The 14,883-nt window shown below is 73.5% G+C and carries 12 protein-coding genes; 6 read left to right on the top strand and 6 right to left on the bottom strand.

The features are described 5' to 3' along the window. Positions 1 to 575, top strand: a 575-nt coding sequence (locus ACWERV_RS28465) for an SPFH domain-containing protein (protein ID WP_452938349.1), incomplete at its 5' end; no start/stop codon positions are given. A 249-nt stretch (positions 576 to 824) separates the two neighbouring features. Then, complete coding sequence (locus tag ACWERV_RS28470; RefSeq protein WP_452938351.1) at positions 825 to 2,768, top strand: discoidin domain-containing protein; 1,944 nt, start codon at positions 825 to 827, stop codon at positions 2,766 to 2,768. A gap of 55 nt (positions 2,769 to 2,823) precedes the next feature. On the opposite strand, the gene ACWERV_RS28475 is transcribed toward ACWERV_RS28470, so the two are convergent. Next, on the bottom strand, positions 2,824 to 3,735 hold the full coding sequence (locus ACWERV_RS28475) for an EamA family transporter (RefSeq protein ID WP_398189659.1): 912 nt from the start codon (positions 3,733 to 3,735) through the stop codon (positions 2,824 to 2,826). A gap of 270 nt (positions 3,736 to 4,005) precedes the next feature. Here ACWERV_RS28475 and ACWERV_RS28480 point away from each other — a divergent pair, with 270 nt between their 5' ends. Beyond that, complete coding sequence (locus ACWERV_RS28480) at positions 4,006 to 5,868, top strand: arabinofuranosidase catalytic domain-containing protein (RefSeq protein ID WP_452938354.1); 1,863 nt, start codon at positions 4,006 to 4,008, stop codon at positions 5,866 to 5,868. A gap of 48 nt (positions 5,869 to 5,916) precedes the next feature. Here the strand turns inward: ACWERV_RS28480 and ACWERV_RS28485 are convergent, their stop codons facing one another. After that, positions 5,917 to 6,687 carry an IclR family transcriptional regulator gene (locus ACWERV_RS28485; RefSeq protein ID WP_398189653.1) on the bottom strand — a complete coding sequence of 257 codons (771 nt, stop codon included), beginning with the start codon at positions 6,685 to 6,687 and terminating at the stop codon, positions 5,917 to 5,919. 69 nt (positions 6,688 to 6,756) lie between these two features. Here ACWERV_RS28485 and ACWERV_RS28490 point away from each other — a divergent pair, with 69 nt between their 5' ends. Genes ACWERV_RS28490 through dmpG form a run of 3 tightly spaced genes read left to right on the top strand, consistent with a single transcriptional unit; the run spans position 6,757 to position 9,520 of the window. Further along, a complete protein-coding gene (locus tag ACWERV_RS28490; protein ID WP_452938357.1) occupies positions 6,757 to 7,566 on the top strand; it encodes a 2-keto-4-pentenoate hydratase in 810 nt (269 codons plus the stop codon). After that, positions 7,563 to 8,516 carry an acetaldehyde dehydrogenase (acetylating) gene (locus ACWERV_RS28495; protein ID WP_398189648.1) on the top strand — a complete coding sequence of 318 codons (954 nt, stop codon included), beginning with the start codon at positions 7,563 to 7,565 and terminating at the stop codon, positions 8,514 to 8,516. Before ACWERV_RS28490 ends, ACWERV_RS28495 begins: the two co-directional genes overlap by 4 nt. Continuing rightward, positions 8,513 to 9,520, top strand: a complete 1,008-nt coding sequence (dmpG, locus tag ACWERV_RS28500) for a 4-hydroxy-2-oxovalerate aldolase (RefSeq protein WP_452938360.1) — start codon at positions 8,513 to 8,515, stop codon at positions 9,518 to 9,520. Before ACWERV_RS28495 ends, dmpG begins: the two co-directional genes overlap by 4 nt. Positions 9,521 to 9,586: 66 nt before the next feature. On the opposite strand, the gene ACWERV_RS28505 is transcribed toward dmpG, so the two are convergent. From ACWERV_RS28505 to ACWERV_RS28520, 4 genes are all read right to left on the bottom strand, one after another. After that, a complete protein-coding gene (locus ACWERV_RS28505) occupies positions 9,587 to 11,350 on the bottom strand; it encodes an FAD-dependent oxidoreductase (protein ID WP_452938363.1) in 1,764 nt (587 codons plus the stop codon). Positions 11,351 to 11,418: 68 nt separating this feature from the next. Then, positions 11,419 to 12,261 (bottom strand): alpha/beta fold hydrolase, encoded by an 843-nt coding sequence (locus ACWERV_RS28510; protein ID WP_452938366.1) that lies wholly within the window; start codon positions 12,259 to 12,261, stop codon positions 11,419 to 11,421. Then, on the bottom strand, positions 12,261 to 13,202 hold the full coding sequence (locus tag ACWERV_RS28515; RefSeq protein WP_452938369.1) for a VOC family protein: 942 nt from the start codon (positions 13,200 to 13,202) through the stop codon (positions 12,261 to 12,263). Before ACWERV_RS28515 ends, ACWERV_RS28510 begins: the two co-directional genes overlap by 1 nt. 80 nt (positions 13,203 to 13,282) lie before the next feature. After that, positions 13,283 to 14,848, bottom strand: a complete 1,566-nt coding sequence (locus ACWERV_RS28520) for a bifunctional 3-(3-hydroxy-phenyl)propionate/3-hydroxycinnamic acid hydroxylase (protein WP_452938371.1) — start codon at positions 14,846 to 14,848, stop codon at positions 13,283 to 13,285. Positions 14,849 to 14,883: the final 35 nt, after the last annotated feature.

Below are 14,883 nucleotides of genomic sequence, written 5' to 3' on the forward strand. Positions count from 1 at the left end.
TGGCCACCCCGGCGACCGGCTGGGGCGTGCACATCGACCGGGTGGAGATCAAGGACGTGGCGCTGCCGGAGTCGATGAAGCGGTCGATGGCCCGGCAGGCGGAGGCCGACCGGGAGCGGCGGGCCAGGATCATCACCGCGGACGGTGAGCTGCAGGCGTCGCAGAAGCTGTCGGAGGCTGCCCGCACGATGGACGCCAACCCCGCCGCGCTGCAACTGCGCATGCTGCAGACCGTCGTCGAGGTCGCGGCGGAGAAGAACTCGACGCTCGTGCTGCCCTTCCCCGTCGAGCTGCTGCGCTTCTTCGACCGCGCGTCGTCGGGCGCGGCCCCGCGGCCCGCCCCGTCCGCCTCCCCCGTCGAGCCGGTCGAGCCGGTCGAGCCGGTCGAGCCGGTCGAGCCGGTCGAGCCCATGGAGCCGGTGGAGCAGGCCGAGCGGGTCGAGCCGGTGGAGCCCGCCGAGGAGGCGGGTGAGCTGACGGCGGCCGGGGAGCGGGCGGAGCTGCCCGGGGCCGCGTCGCCGAAGTCCGCCGAACGGTCCGCCCAACCGCCCGCCGAACCGCCCGCCGAGGTGTAACGGCCGCCGCACGGGGAGCCGCGCGGGCCGTCCGGAACGGGCCGCGCGCGGCTCCCCGTCGGCCGTTCCTGTTACATCAACTTGTTTCATCACGTCATGCACCAACCCCTTGCGGCACGCCTCTTGACACCCGAGAGGCGTGCCGTCTTTGCTGATGCACGCCGCACCGCCCGCACATTGTGTTTCATTCTGTTTCACCCGGACGAGGTCAAAGACCGGCGGCCGGGTCCCGTCAGCAAGGAGACGTCCATGAAACGCGCCTTCGGCGCCTCGGCCCTCATGGCCGCCGCGCTGTGCCTGGCCTGCCTGCCGTCCACCGCCACCGCGGCGGCGCACCCGGCCCACGGGCCGGACGAGCCGCAGGCACAGGTGTGGCTCACGACCGCCGACGACTCCGCGCAGCTCCAGCGGCAGGCGCCCGTCGCCTTCCACCGGGGGGCGTCGGACCTGACCACGATCACCGTCGACCCCACGCGGCGCTTCCAGCAGATGGACGGCTTCGGCGGCGCCCTCACCGACTCCTCCACCGCGGTGCTCGGCGCGCTCCCCCGCCCGGCGCGGGACGCCGCGATGAGGCGGCTGTTCGACCCGGCGTCCGGCATCGGTGTGAGCTTCCTGCGCCAGCCGGTCGGCTCCTCCGACTTCACCGCCGAGGCCGAGCACTACACGTACGACGACATGCCGGCCGGGCAGACCGACTTCGCGCTGCGCCACTTCAGCATCGCGCACGACCAGAAGCAGATCCTTCCCCTGCTGCGGCAGGCGGAGCAGCTGAACCCGCAGCTCACCGTGCTGGCCACGCCGTGGAGTCCGCCCGCGTGGATGAAGGACTCGGACTCCCTGGTCGGCGGCCACCTCAAGGACGACCCGGCCGTCTACCAGGCGTACGCCCGCTACCTGGTGAAGTTCGTGCAGGCCTACCGGGCGGCCGGGGTCCCCGTCGACTACCTGACGGTGCAGAACGAGCCGCAGAACCGCACGCCCAGCGCGTACCCCGGCACCGACCTGCCGGTCGAGCAGGAGGCGAAGGTCATCGAGGCGCTCGGCCCGATGCTGCGGGCCGCCGGGCTGCGTACGAAGATCCTGGCCTACGACCACAACTGGACGACGCACCCGGGCGACATCGCCACCGCGGAGAAGCTCGGCGAGGACCCGCAGACGGACTACCCGTACGAGATCCTCGACGGCCCCGCCGCCAAGTGGGTGGCCGGCACCGCCTACCACTGCTACTCCGGCGACCCGAGCGCGCAGAGCGCCCTGCACGACGCCCACCCGGACAAGGGCATCTGGTTCACCGAGTGCTCCGGCTCGCACGGGGCGACCGACACCCCGGCGGAGATCTTCCGCGGCACCCTGACCTGGCACGCCCGCACCATCACCGTCGGCACCACCCGCAACTGGGCCAAGTCCGTGGCGGACTGGAACCTCGCCCTGGACGCCGACGGCGGCCCGCACAACGGCGGCTGCGACACCTGCACCGCGCTGCTCACCGTGCAGCCGGACGGCACGGTGAGCGCCAACGCCGAGTACAGCACCATCGGGCACCTGTCGAAGTTCGTGAAGCCCGGCGCGTTCCGCATCGCCAGCACCAGTTACGGCACCACGGGCTGGAACGGCCAGCTCACCGATGTGGCGTTCACCAACCCCGACGGCTCGACCGCGCTCGTCGTCCACAACGAGAACGACGCGCCGCGCTCGTTCACCGTGGCCGTCGGCGACCAGTCCTTCGACTACACGCTGCCCGGCGGGGCGCTCGCGACCTTCACCTGGCCCGCGTCCGGCCGCCTGCACACCACCCTGCGCCAGCTCGACCTGTCCGGCGCCACCGCCACCGCCGCCCCCGCGGGTGACGGCGCGGCCGCGGCCGTACTGGACGACGACGGCAGCACCCGCTGGTCCAGCGGCGCCGCGCAGGCCCCCGGCCAGTACGTGCAGCTCGACCTCGGGCGCCGCACCGCCTTCGGCACCGTCGCGCTCGACGCGGGCGACAACCCGGGCGACTTCGCCCGCGGCTGGCAGCTCTCGGTCAGCGACGACGGCGCCCACTGGCGTACCGCCGCGCAGGGCGCCGACACGGGCCAGCTGACCACGGTCCGGCTGCCCCGCACCACCACCGCCCGCTACCTGCGCGTCACCCAGACCGGTACGGCCGCCAACTGGTGGAGCCTGGCGGACGTCCGCCTCTACCGCTGACCTGACCGCCCGCCGCCCCATGCCCGCTGCGGTGCGGGCCCGGGGCGGCGGGGGCTCACGCCTCCGGCCGGGCGCCGCGCGTGGCGCCCGCCGACGCGGCCATCACGCACAGCACCGCGACCCACTGCGACCAGTGCAGGGACTCGCCGAGCACGACGAGGCCGACGAGCGCCGCGGTCGCCGGTTCCAGGCTCATCAGGATGCCGAAGACGTGCGGCGGGATCCGGCGCAGCGCCTCCAGTTCCAGCGAGTACGGGACCACCGACGACAGCAGCGCCACGCCGAGCCCGGCGAGCATCACCCACGGCGAGACCAGGGCCGTCCCGCTGTCCGCCACACCGAAGGGCACGGCGACCAGCGCGGCCACCGCCATGGCCAGGGCGAGCCCGTTGCCCTCCGTGGTGTGCCGGCCGAGCGCGGCGCCGAGCAGGATGTAGAGGCCCCAGCAGGCCCCGGCCGCCAGGGCGAACAGCAGGCCGACGAGGTCGATGTCGCCGCGGCCCTCCATCAGCAGCAGCACTCCGCCGCCCGCGAGCAGCGCCCAGAAGGCGTCCAGCCACCGCCGCGACCCGCCCAGGGCCACGGCGAGCGGGCCGAGGAACTCGGTGGTCACCGCGATGCCCAGCGGGAGCCGGGCGAGCGCCAGGTAGAAGCAGAGGTTCATCACGCCGAGCACGACGCCGTAGCCGAGCACCACCGTCCACGCGCGGCGGCCCATGCGCAGCGGCGGCCGCCAGACCGCCATCAGCACCGCGGCGGCGAACAGCAGCCGCAGCGCGACCGTGCCGAAGCTGCCGACCTCGTCGAAGAGGTGCTTGGCCAGGGCGGATCCGACCTGGACGCTCACGATGCCGACCAGCACCAGGGCGGGCGGGGGCACGGCGCCGAAGGCGCGTCCGGCGAGCGCGGTCGGCGAGGAGCGCGGGAGCGGGGCGCCGCCGGCCCCGTCGACGTTCATGACAGCCATCCGGGGATTCTGCGCGATCCGGCGCCCGCGGGCACCCCCTTTCCGCGTCCCGGACCGCCGCCGCGCGGGCGTGGGCGCATCCGCCCCTTCCGCACCGGGGGTGATCGTTCGTCACAATGCTGGGTGGGGCATGCTTCTCCGTCGTAGGACCGCACGGCTGCGTGCGGCGGCCACGGCACCACAGCACCCGGCCGCCGCGCGGCAAGCACCCGCACGATCCGCACGACCCCGCATCACCTCGACGGACACTCGACGGAGAAAGGGTCGACGATGACCGCACACCCTCCCCGCAGCCACGGCCGGCTGCGCCTCGCCCTGCGCCGCTGCCGCAGCGCCCTCCTCGCCCTCGGCGGCACGCTCGTCCTCGCCGCGGGCCTCCTCCTCGGCGCCACGGGCCCCGCGCACGCGGCCGGATCCCTCCCCTGCGACATCTACGGCGACGCCGGCACCCCGTGCGTCGGCGCCTTCAGCACGGTGCGCGCCCTCTACTCCGGCTACGGCGGCAGCCTTTACCAGGTCACCCGGGTCACCGACGGCGCCACCCGCGACATCGGCCCGGTCGCCACGGGCGGCTGGGCGGACGCAGGCGCGCAGAACGCCTTCTGCACCGGTACCGCCTGCCGCATCAGCCGGATCTACGACCAGTCGCCGCAGCACAACGACCTGACGATCGCGGGCGCGGGCACCGCGGGCGCCGCCAACGCGGGGGCGCTCGCGAGCGCGCTGCACGTCACGCTCGCCGGGCACTCGGTCTACGGGGTGTACGTGCAGCCGGGCGTCGGCTACCGGCACGCGGTCGGCTCGGGTGTCGCGACGAAGGACCAGCCCGAGGGCATGTACATGGTCACCAGCGGCACCCACACCATCCACGACTGCTGCTTCGACTTCGGCAACGTCGAGGCCAAGGAGGAGGACACCGGCGCCGGGCACATGGACGCCCTCAACATCTCCCCCGCCCGCGCCTGCGACCCCTGCACCGGCAACGGCCCGTGGGTGCAGGCCGACCTGGAGAACGGCATCTTCCAGGCCGACACCAACGCGCACAGCCGCAACGGCGGCAACGCCACGCCGTTCGTCACCGCGGTGCTGAAGAACAACGGCAAGGACACCTTCGCCCTCAAGGGCGGCGACTCCCGCTCCGGCGGCCTGACCACGTGGTGGAACGGCGCCCTGCCGCCCGGCTACGCGCCCATGAAGAAGGAGGGCTCGATCGTCCTGGGCACCGGCGGGGACAACAGCAACCGGGCCGGGGGCTCCTTCTTCGAGGGCGCCATGACCGCGGGCTACCCCTCCGACGCGGCCGAGAACGCCGTGCAGGCGAACGTCGTCGCGGCCGGTTACGCGGGTGACACCGCGGGCACCGCCCCGGCCACGGTCGGCGCGCCCGGCGGCAAGTGCGTGGACGTCACCGGCAACGACGTCGGCGGCGACGGGGCCGCCGTCCAGATGTGGGACTGCCAGACCGGGGCCGTCGACCAGCGCTGGACGCACGAGTCGGACGGCTCGCTGCGCACCCTCGGCCGGTGCCTGGACATCAACGGCAACGGCACCGCCCAGGACACCCAGGTCGAGCTGTGGGACTGCAACGGCGTCGGCGGCCAGAAGTGGACACAGCAGGTGGACGGCTCGCTGTACAACCCGCAGTCCGGCCGCTGCCTCGACACGCCGAGCGGCTCCACCGCCAACGGCAGCCGGCTGCGCATCCACGACTGCAACGGCACCGCGGCGCAGAAGTTCGCGGTCAACGGCGGCGGCGCGGTCGCGGGCCCCGCGGGCAAGTGCCTGGACGTCTACGGCGACGACAACGGCGGCGACGGCGCCGCGGCCCAGCTCTACGACTGCCAGTCGTACGCCGTCGACCAGCACTGGTACCACCGCGCCGACGGCTCGCTGACGACGCTCGGCCGCTGTCTGGACGTCACGGGCGACTCGACGGCCGCGGACACCCCGGTCGAGCTGTGGGACTGCGACGGCAACGGCGGCCAGGTCTGGCGGCTGCAGACCGACGGCTCGCTGCTCAACCCGCAGTCCGGGCTGTGCCTGGACGCCAAGGACGGCTCCACCGCCAACGGCACACCGCTGCGGATCCACCAGTGCAACGGGACCGAGGCGCAGCGGTTCGGCCTGAACTGACCCGCCGGGGGTGGTGCGGGGGCCTCCTCCCCCGCACCACCGCCCGGGTCACAGCGTGGCGGTGTGCGGGGGGACGCGGCGGCGGGCGAGCTGGTTGCCGAGACCGGTGGCGGCGGCCCGCACGGCGTCGGCGTGGCTCTCCGGGCGGAATCTGCCGACCGGCCCCGACACACTGATCGCGAGCGAGGTACGGCCCTCCGCGTCCGGCACCGGGGCGGCCACGCACAGCAGCCCGGCCGCCGACTCCTCGTGCTCGTAGCCGACGCCCGCCTCCAGGACGCCCTTGAGCTGGCGCTCCAGCGCGCCCGGGGCCACGACGGTGTGCGGGGTGCGCCGCTCCAGCGGCCCGGCCAGCACCTCCCGGCGCAGGTCGGGCCCGGCGTGGGCGAGCAGCACCTTGCCGATCGCGGTGCAGTGCAGCGGCATGCGCCCACCGGTGCGGGAGGGGCTGGCGGCCTGCCGGTGGCCGCCGATCTTGGCGATGTAGACGACCTCGGCGCCATCGCGCACGCCCAGGTGGACGGTCTCGTGGGTGCGCTCGTAGAGGTCCTGGAGGAAGGGCATGGCCACCTCCAGCAGGGTCCGCTCGGCGGAGGCCCGCAGGCCCAGCTCGAACAGTCCGCCGGAGAGCCGGTAGCCGTAGCGGTCGCGGTCCAGCAGCCGGTGCTCGACCAGCTCGGCGGCGAGGCGGTGCACGGTGGCCTTGGGAAGCCCGGTGCGGCGCACCAGCTCGGCCAGGCCGAGGACCCGGTCGTCGCCCGTGAACGACCGCAGGATGGCCACGGCCTTGCCGAGCACCGTGTTCAGCTCCGGTTCCACACGAACAGCGTACCGCTGAGCGGAACGCCGTCGTGGCCGCGGACCTGCGGCGATGCGAGCCTGAGCGGCATGACCGACAACCCTGTGGCCACGGATGCCGTGGCCGAGGCGGCCGACCGGCTCCTTCGCGCTCAGGCCGGCGGCACGCCGTGCCCGCCCGTGCGGGACCTGATCGGCCGCGACGACGTGACGGCCGCCTACGCCGTCCAGCAGCTCCTCACCCGGGCCCGGCTGGCCGCGGGCGAGCACGTGGTGGGCCGCAAGATCGGCCTCACCTCGCCTGCGGTTCAGGCCCAGCTCGGCGTGGACCAGCCCGACTTCGGCGTGCTCTTCGACACCATGAGGTACGAGGACGGCGCCGCCGTCCCGGCCGCGGCGGTGCTCCAGCCGCGCGCGGAGGCGGAGATCGCCTTCGTGCTGGGCGCGGACCTCGCCGACGGCGAGCTGTCCGTGGATCAGGTCCGCGCCGCGGTCGATCACGCCGTGGCCGCGATCGAGATCTGCGGCAGCCGGATCGCGGGCTGGGACATCAGCTTCGCCGACACGGTCGCGGACAACGCCTCGGGCGGCGCCTTCGTGCTGGGTCCGGACCGCCTGGACCTCGCGGACTTCGAGCCGCGGGACGCGGTGATGACGCTGGAGGTGGACGGCGAGCAGGTCTCCGCCGGCACCGGCACGGCCTGCCTGGGCGACCCGCTGCTGGCCGTGCGGTGGCTGGCCCGGCAGGCGCGCGCGCTCGGCGACCCGCTGCGGGCGGGCCAGGTGATCCTGTCCGGCGCGCTGGGCCCGATGGTGCCGGTCGCGCCCGGGAGCACGGTACGGGCCACGGTCGGGCCGCTCGGCACGGCCTCCTTCACCCTTGCAGAGGAGCAGCGATGACGGCCGCGCCGCGCACGAAGGTCGCGATCATCGGTTCCGGCAACATCGGCACGGACCTGATGATCAAGGTGATGCGCACCTCGCAGCATCTGGAGATGGGCGCGATGGTCGGTATCGACCCCGCGTCCGACGGTCTCGCGCGGGCCCGCCGGTTCGGCGTGGCGACCACCGCGGAGGGTGTGGAGGGCCTGGTCGCCCTGCCCGGTTTCGACGAGATCGGGATCGTCTTCGACGCCACCTCGGCGAAGGCCCATGTGGCCAACGCCGCCCGGCTGCGGCCGCTGGGCAAGCGGCTGATCGACCTGACCCCGGCCGCGATCGGCCCGTACGTCGTCCCGGCGGTGAACCTGGACGCACACCTCGACGCCGGGGACGTCAACATGGTCACGTGCGGCGGGCAGGCGACCATACCCGTGGTCGCCGCGATCTCCCGGGTCGCCCCGGTGCACTACGCGGAGATCGTCGCCTCGATCGCCAGCCGGTCCGCGGGACCGGGCACCCGCGCCAACATCGACGAGTTCACCGAGACCACCTCGGCCGCGATCGTCGAGGTCGGCGGCGCCCGCCGCGGCAAGGCGATCATCATCCTCAACCCGGCGGAGCCGCCGCTCATCATGCGCGACACCGTCTTCGCGCTCGTCGAGGCCCCGACCGCGCAGCTGCACGAGCGGATCCGGGAGAGCGTCGGCGCGATGGTCGCCGAGGTCGCCGGGTACGTCCCCGGCTACCGCCTCAAGCAGCAGGTCCAGATCACCGCGATCGCCGCGGACCAGCCCGTGCACACGCTGCTCCCCGGCGGCGTGTCCCGCCCCACCCACCAGGTGTCGGTGTTCCTGGAGGTCGAGGGCGCCGCCCACTACCTCCCGGCCTACGCGGGGAACCTCGACATCATGACCTCTGCCGCCCTGCGGGTGGCCGAGCGCCTCGCCGCCGGGAAGGTGCAGCCGTGAGCACTCCGATCTTCATCCAGGACGTCACCCTGCGCGACGGCATGCACGCCGTACGCCACCGGATCACCCCCGACGACGTGGCCCGCATCGTCGCGGCGCTGGACGACGCGGGCGTGGACGCGATCGAGGTCGCGCACGGCGACGGCCTCGCGGGCGGCTCGGTCAACTACGGCCCCGGCTCGCACACCGACTGGGAGTGGATCGAGGCGGCCGCCTCGGTGCTCCGCAGGGCCCGGCTGACCACCCTGCTGCTGCCGGGCGTCGGCACCGTGCACGAGCTGAAGCGCGCCTACGACCTCGGGGTGCGCTCGGTCCGGGTGGCCACGCACTGCACCGAGGCGGACGTCTCCGCCCAGCACATCGCGGCGGCCCGCGAGCTGGGCATGGACGTCTCCGGCTTCCTGATGCTCTCCCACATGGCCCCGCCGCAGGAGCTGGCCGCGCAGGCGAGGCTCATGGAGTCCTACGGCGCGCACTGCGTGTACGTCACCGACTCCGGCGGCCGGCTGACGATGAACGACGTGGCCGCGCGGGTGCGCGCCTACCGCGACGTGCTCGGCCCGCAGACGGAGATCGGCATCCACGCGCACGAGAACCTGTCGCTGTCGGTGGCCAATTCCGTGGTCGCCGTCGAGAACGGCGTCACCCGGGTCGACGCCTCGCTCGCCGGGCACGGCGCCGGGGCGGGCAACTGCCCCATCGAGGCCTTCGTCGCGGTCGCGGACCTGTCGGGATTCACCCACGGCTGCGACCTGTTCAAGCTCCAGGACGCCGCCGACGACCTCGTCCGCCCGCTCCAGGACCGGCCCGTCCGGGTCGACCGGGAGACCCTGACGCTCGGTTACGCCGGTGTCTACTCGTCCTTCCTGCGGCACGCCGAGAACGCGTCGGCGACCTACGGCGTGGACGTCCGCGACATCCTCATGGAGTGCGGGCGGCGCCGGCTCGTGGGCGGCCAGGAGGACATGATCATCGACATCGCCCTCACGCTGGCCGCCGGCTGAGCGGACCCGCGCACGGGAACGGCCCCCTCGGAGATCTCCGAGGGGGCCGTTCCCGTCACCGGCCGGTCAGGCGGCCGGTGTCTGGAGGATCGACCGCATGACGCCGAGCAGCGCGCCGGACGGGTCGTCGCCGCGCCCCGTGCTGCGCCAGCCGACGATGTGGTCGGGGCGGACCAGCACCGCGCCGTCCTCGCCGATGCCGCACACGTCGGCCCAGTCGCCGTAGCGGTCCTCGTAGGCGCAGCCGCGTCCGATGGCGACGACGTCGACGGCGACGCCCGTCTCCGCCTCGGCCCTGGCCGCGGCCTCCCGCCAGTCCGCGCCGCGCACCCCGGTCAGGAGGGTGAAGCGGCCGTGGCCGCACAGGTCGATCACGGGCACCTTGCGCTGCCCGTCGAGCAGCCACGCGTGCGGCAGGTGCCGGCCGGGGTAGGTGGTCGCGAAGTAGTGGATCTCCTCGTCCCGCGGCGCGGCCGGAGCGGGTTCCCCGTCCGTCACCAGGGCCGCGGAGCGGTAGTTCTGGTTGGTCTCCACACCGTGCGAGTTGAAGCACAGCAGGGTGTCGCGCACCGCCGTGTCGAAGGCGGCGCGCACCTGCGCGCCCTCGGTGGTCGGGGCCCGCAGCGTCTCCAGCGCCGCGCCGAGCGCCTCGGGGCCCGCGGCGGGCGGCACCCGCAGCGCCATGAACAGCGGCGGGATCAGCCCGTTGCTGGCGGTGGCCCGCTCGACGATCTGCCGGGCGACCGGCAGCCGTTCGTCGCGGTAGGTCTCCAGCAGCCCGGGGCCGGCCTGCCCGCGCAGCACCAGGGCGAGCTTCCAGCACAGGTTGAAGGCGTCCTGGATGGAGGTGTTGGAGCCGAGGCCGTTCATCGGCGAGTGCCGGTGGACGGCGTCGCCCGCGCAGAAGACCCGCCCGGCGGTATTGTCGGTGGCGTGGACGTGGTTGACCGCCCAGGTGGAGATCGACTCGATCCGCACCGGGACGGTGTCGTCGCCGATGAGCTGGTGCACGATCGCCCGGCCGAAGTCGTCGGTCAGCTCGGGGGCGCCCTGCTCGACGTCGTAGCCCCAGACCGCCATCCACGTCGTCCAGGGGCGGACCGCGCGCAGCACCCCGACGCCGTTGCCGTCGTGGCCGACACCGGGCTGGACGAACCAGTACATGTCGCCGGGCCGGTGCGCGACCAGATGCGTCAGATCGGCCTCGAAGACGATGTTGATGGAGCCGCCGAGGCCCATCTCGCCCTCCAGCGGGATGCCGAGCTGCGACATGATCCGCGAGTTGCCGCCGTCGGCGCCGATCAGGTACTTCGACCGGATCAGGTACTCCTCGCCGGTCACCCGGTCGAGCACGGTGCTGGTGACACCGTCGTCGTCCTGGGTGAAGGACAGCAGCTCGGTGCCGGTCCGCAGGGTGGTGCCGCGGCGGGTCGCGGCGCCCAGCAGGATCGGCTCCATCCGGTCCTGCGGCAGGTCGCACACCGCGGTCGGGCTGGCGAGATCGTGCTCGGCCTTGAAGGTCGGGTGCGTGTACCAGGTCCGCAGCCGCCCGAGCTCGGTGCCGGTCAGGCTGGTCGCCCACACGTGCTCGCCCATGAGGTGCTGGGGCATCGAGGCGCGCTTGGCGTCGTCCTCGACGCCGAGGTCGCGCAGCACCTCCATGGTGCGCTGGTTGGTGATGTGGGCCCGCGGCGTGTTCGCCACCGAGCCGTGCTTGTTCAGCACGATCGCGCGGATTCCGTACGCCCCCAGAAGGGCGCCGGCGGCGGCGCCCGCCGGACCGGCGCCCGAGACGAGGACGTCGGTCTCGACGGTACGGGGATTGCTCATGGGTACTCCTGAAGGAACCGTGGGACCGCGCCGCCGGGCGCTTGGGCGCACCCGGCGGCGCGGGAGCATCAGTGGTGCGTGACGAAGTCCGTCACCAGGCGGTTGAACTCGTCGGCGTGCTCCAGCTGGGCCCAGTGGCCGCAGTGGTTGATGAGGTGCGCGCGGGAGTCGGGGATGTTCGCGGCGAGGAAGAGCGTGGACTCGAAGGAGACCACCCGGTCGTCGCGGCCGTGGATGAGCAGCGAGGGCGCGGTGATGCCCGCCGCCTTGGCCAGGTCGAGCCAGATCGGGATCGGCGCCCGGGGGGCGGCCGCCGCGATGTTGGCCAGGTGCTCGGGGCGCCGGAGCGCGGCCTTGGAGCGCAGCTCGCACAGTTCGGGGGTGGCGAAGCGGGCCTTGTCGTAGACCATGATCTCGACGAGCCGCCGCATGCCCTCGGGGGTGGCGTTCGTGTACGTCTCGTACATGATCTTCAGGCCCTCGGTCGGGCCGCCGCCCGCGCCGAAGAGGAAGGGCCTCATCTGGATCGGCGGGCCCATGGTGATCAGGTGCGAGACCCGCTCGGGGCGTTCGGCGGCGAGCCGCAGCGAGGTGTGGCCGCCCATCGAGTTGCCGACGAAGGCCGCCTTCTCGATGCCCAGCGCGTCAAGCAGCTGGCAGGCCGCCTCGACGTGGTCGAGGGTGCCGAAGTCCACCTCGTCGGAGTCGCCCCAGCCCGGCATGTCGGGCGCGATGACGCGGAAGTGCCGCGAGAGCGCCTCGATGTTCGGGGAGTAGTTGCTCCAGCCGGTCGCGCCGGGGCCGCCGCCGTGCAGCAGCACCACCGGGTGGCCCTCGCCGGCCTCGTTGTAGTGGATCCGCCAGTCCCGGGTCTGGACGTAGCGGGAGATGTCGCTCTGCTGCAGGGCCATCAGTGGGCTCCTCCGGGGGTCTGGTTGGTGAAGGGTGCCTGGCCGAGCAGGGCGTGCACGGCCTCCGGCGGGCGGTGGCCCCAGCTGTGCAGCCGGTCGAGGGTCCGGACCTGCCAGGTGTCGTCGTCGATGAGCAGCCCGCCCCAGCCGTACTCGACGGAGAAGCCGGACGGGGTGCGGACGTAGAAGCTGAACATGTGGTCGTTGGGGTGCATGCCGAGCGTCATCTCGAACGGCTGCTTCGCGTCCATGCACCGGTCGTAGGCCATGCCGACGTCGCGGATGTCGGTGACCTCGACCATGAAGTGGTGGGTCCGCTTGGGGTGCGGCATGTCGCCGAACGCGACGCTGTGGTGGCGCGGGTTGCAGTGCAGGAAGATCAGGTCCGCGACGATGCCGGGGGCGAGTTCCTCACGGATGATGTCACTGATCCGGAAGCCGAGCAGGCCCTCGTAGAAGGCCATGTAGTCGGCGCGCGCGACGCCCTTGGACAGCAGCACCTGGTGGCCGGCGCCGCCGCTGCCGGTGACGAAGTCCCCGAGCAGGACGTCGGAGTGGAACGGGGTGGCGGCGTCGGCGAGGCCGGTGACCAGCTCGATGCGGTTGCCCATCGGGTCGGCGAGCTGCACGACGCGGTCCACGCGGCGGGCCGCGGCCAGCTCCGCGCCGCCCTCGGCGATCTCGACGCCGGCCTCGGCGAGCCGGGCCACGAGCGCATCGAGGTCCTCGGCGGAGGCGACCTCGTAGCCGCTGACCGCGAGGTCGTCGGCCGGGCCCTCGGTCACGATCCAGCGGTGCGCCTTCTCGTCGGTGCGCAGCGTGAAGCCGCGCTCGGTCCTCTCGCCCAGCTGCATGCCGAGCAGGGTGGTGCCGAAGTGCTCCCAGTCGGCGAGGTCGCCGACCTCGTACACGACGTACGCGAGCTCTTTCACTCCGGTCATGACGGTGTCCTTTCGATCCGCGGGCGGGCGCGCGGACGCGCGGCGCCGCCCAGGTCAGTGGGGGCGGAGGGGTGAAGGGTTCAGAGAGCGGGGACGGCCAGGCCGCCCGGGTCGGCGGCGGCGACGAAGCGGTCCGGGCGCACGGCCACGGCCCGGACGCCGTAGCGGGCGAGCCACGGCAGCAGCACGTCGTCGAGGTCGACCAGGTCGCCGGGGCCTCGCGTGTACGCGGTGCGCGGACGCACGGCGACGTAGGAGGCGCCGAGGGCGTCCCAGTCCGCCCGCTCCTGCCCGGTGAGCAGCGCCGCCGGGTCGGTGTCCGCGCCGAGCAGCACGAAGCCGCGGGGCAGCAGGTCGTCGAGGCGCGCCATGACGCCGGTGACGTCGCCGCACACCGGCTGCGGCACCATGCGGCCGATCACGCTGGCGTCGCCCTGCTCGCCGCGCAGCCAGCCGCCGGTGAGCACCGGCGGGGCGGTCAGCGGCGGCTCCCACGGGGTCACGGTGTTCTCCGGGACCGCGTTCATCGCCGCGACCTCCTCCGGCGACGCCTCCTGCTTGATGACGCGGCCGAGGCCGACGGCCAGGCCCGTGTAGAAGTCGGCGCTGGGGCGGCGCTCGGCCTCGTAGGTGCCGAGCCACTCCTCGGGCAGCTCGCCGCGCAGCACGCCGGCGAGCTTCCAGCCCAGGTTGTGGGCGTCGCGCATGCCGGTCTGCATGCCGGCGCCGGCCCACGGCGGCATCAGGTGGCAGGCGTCGCCGGCCAGGAAGACCCGGCCGCGGCGCCAGGTCTCGGCGGCGCGCACATGGTGGCGGTAGAACGCGTGCTGGTGGATCTCGACGTCGTCCCCGGTCACCCCGAGGGCCTCCAGCAGCGGCCACACCTCGGCGGCCGTCGGGAAGTCGGCCTCGGTCTCACCGGGCTTGAGCGGGATCTCCCAGCGGTGGTTCCCGGCCGAGAGCGCGATGTCGACGACCGGGCGTTCGCTGTCGGTCCAGAAGGTGAGGAAGTCCCGGTCCGGCCACCAGCGTTTGACGCGGCAGTCGATGACGACCCACAGCGTGTCGACGGTGTCGCCGAGCATCGGTATGCCGAGCATCTTGCGGGTGGGGCTGGAGCCGCCGTCGGCCGCTATCGCCCAGCGGGCGCGGGTGCGGGTCTCGGCGCCGGTCGCACGGTCGCGCGCGGTGACGGTCACGCCGTCCGCGTCCTGCTCGACGGCGACCACCTCGGCGCCGTAGCGGACCTCCAGGCCGTCCAGTTCCCCGCCGCAGCGGCGCAGCTCGGCCTCCATGGCCGGCTGGTAGATGTTGTAGAAGCGCGGCTTGGTGTTGCGGGTGCCGAGGGTGGACGGCGGGTGCTCGACGCGCATGACCTCCTGGCCGTCGTAGGTCACCCAGCGCAGGGCCCGCTGCGGCTCGACGACCTTCTCGATCCGCTCGTCGATGCCGAGGTCCTGGAAGATCCGCATCGTCCAGTCGTTCACGGTCACGGCACGGGCGCGTGCGTGGATGTCCTGGTCACGCTCGAAGGCGGTGACGCGGACCCCCCGGCGGGCCAGCGTCAGCGCTCCGACCAGGCCCGTCGGGCCGTAGCCGATGATCGCCACGTCCGTGTCGTATCCCGCGAGGGGGGTCTGCGTCATGCGAGCTCCAGTGATCGCTCTCTCACTATTGGACC

Source organism: Streptomyces sp. NPDC004031 (genome assembly GCF_053604375.1).

What these genes read in the sequence shown, in the direction of transcription:
- ACWERV_RS28510 (WP_452938366.1), bottom strand. Translation starts at nt 12,261, where the DNA reads ATGGCCCTGCAGCAGAGCGACATCTCCCGCTACGTCCAGACCCGGGAC.
- ACWERV_RS28480 (WP_452938354.1), top strand. Translation starts at nt 4,006, where the DNA reads ATGACCGCACACCCTCCCCGCAGCCACGGCCGGCTGCGCCTCGCCCTG.
- ACWERV_RS28490 (WP_452938357.1), top strand. Translation starts at nt 6,757, where the DNA reads ATGACCGACAACCCTGTGGCCACGGATGCCGTGGCCGAGGCGGCCGAC.
- ACWERV_RS28475 (WP_398189659.1), bottom strand. Translation starts at nt 3,735, where the DNA reads ATGGCTGTCATGAACGTCGACGGGGCCGGCGGCGCCCCGCTCCCGCGC.
- ACWERV_RS28470 (WP_452938351.1), top strand. Translation starts at nt 825, where the DNA reads ATGAAACGCGCCTTCGGCGCCTCGGCCCTCATGGCCGCCGCGCTGTGC.
- ACWERV_RS28505 (WP_452938363.1), bottom strand. Translation starts at nt 11,350, where the DNA reads ATGAGCAATCCCCGTACCGTCGAGACCGACGTCCTCGTCTCGGGCGCC.
- ACWERV_RS28515 (WP_452938369.1), bottom strand. Translation starts at nt 13,202, where the DNA reads ATGACCGGAGTGAAAGAGCTCGCGTACGTCGTGTACGAGGTCGGCGAC.
- ACWERV_RS28495 (WP_398189648.1), top strand. Translation starts at nt 7,563, where the DNA reads ATGACGGCCGCGCCGCGCACGAAGGTCGCGATCATCGGTTCCGGCAAC.
- ACWERV_RS28520 (WP_452938371.1), bottom strand. Translation starts at nt 14,848, where the DNA reads ATGACGCAGACCCCCCTCGCGGGATACGACACGGACGTGGCGATCATC.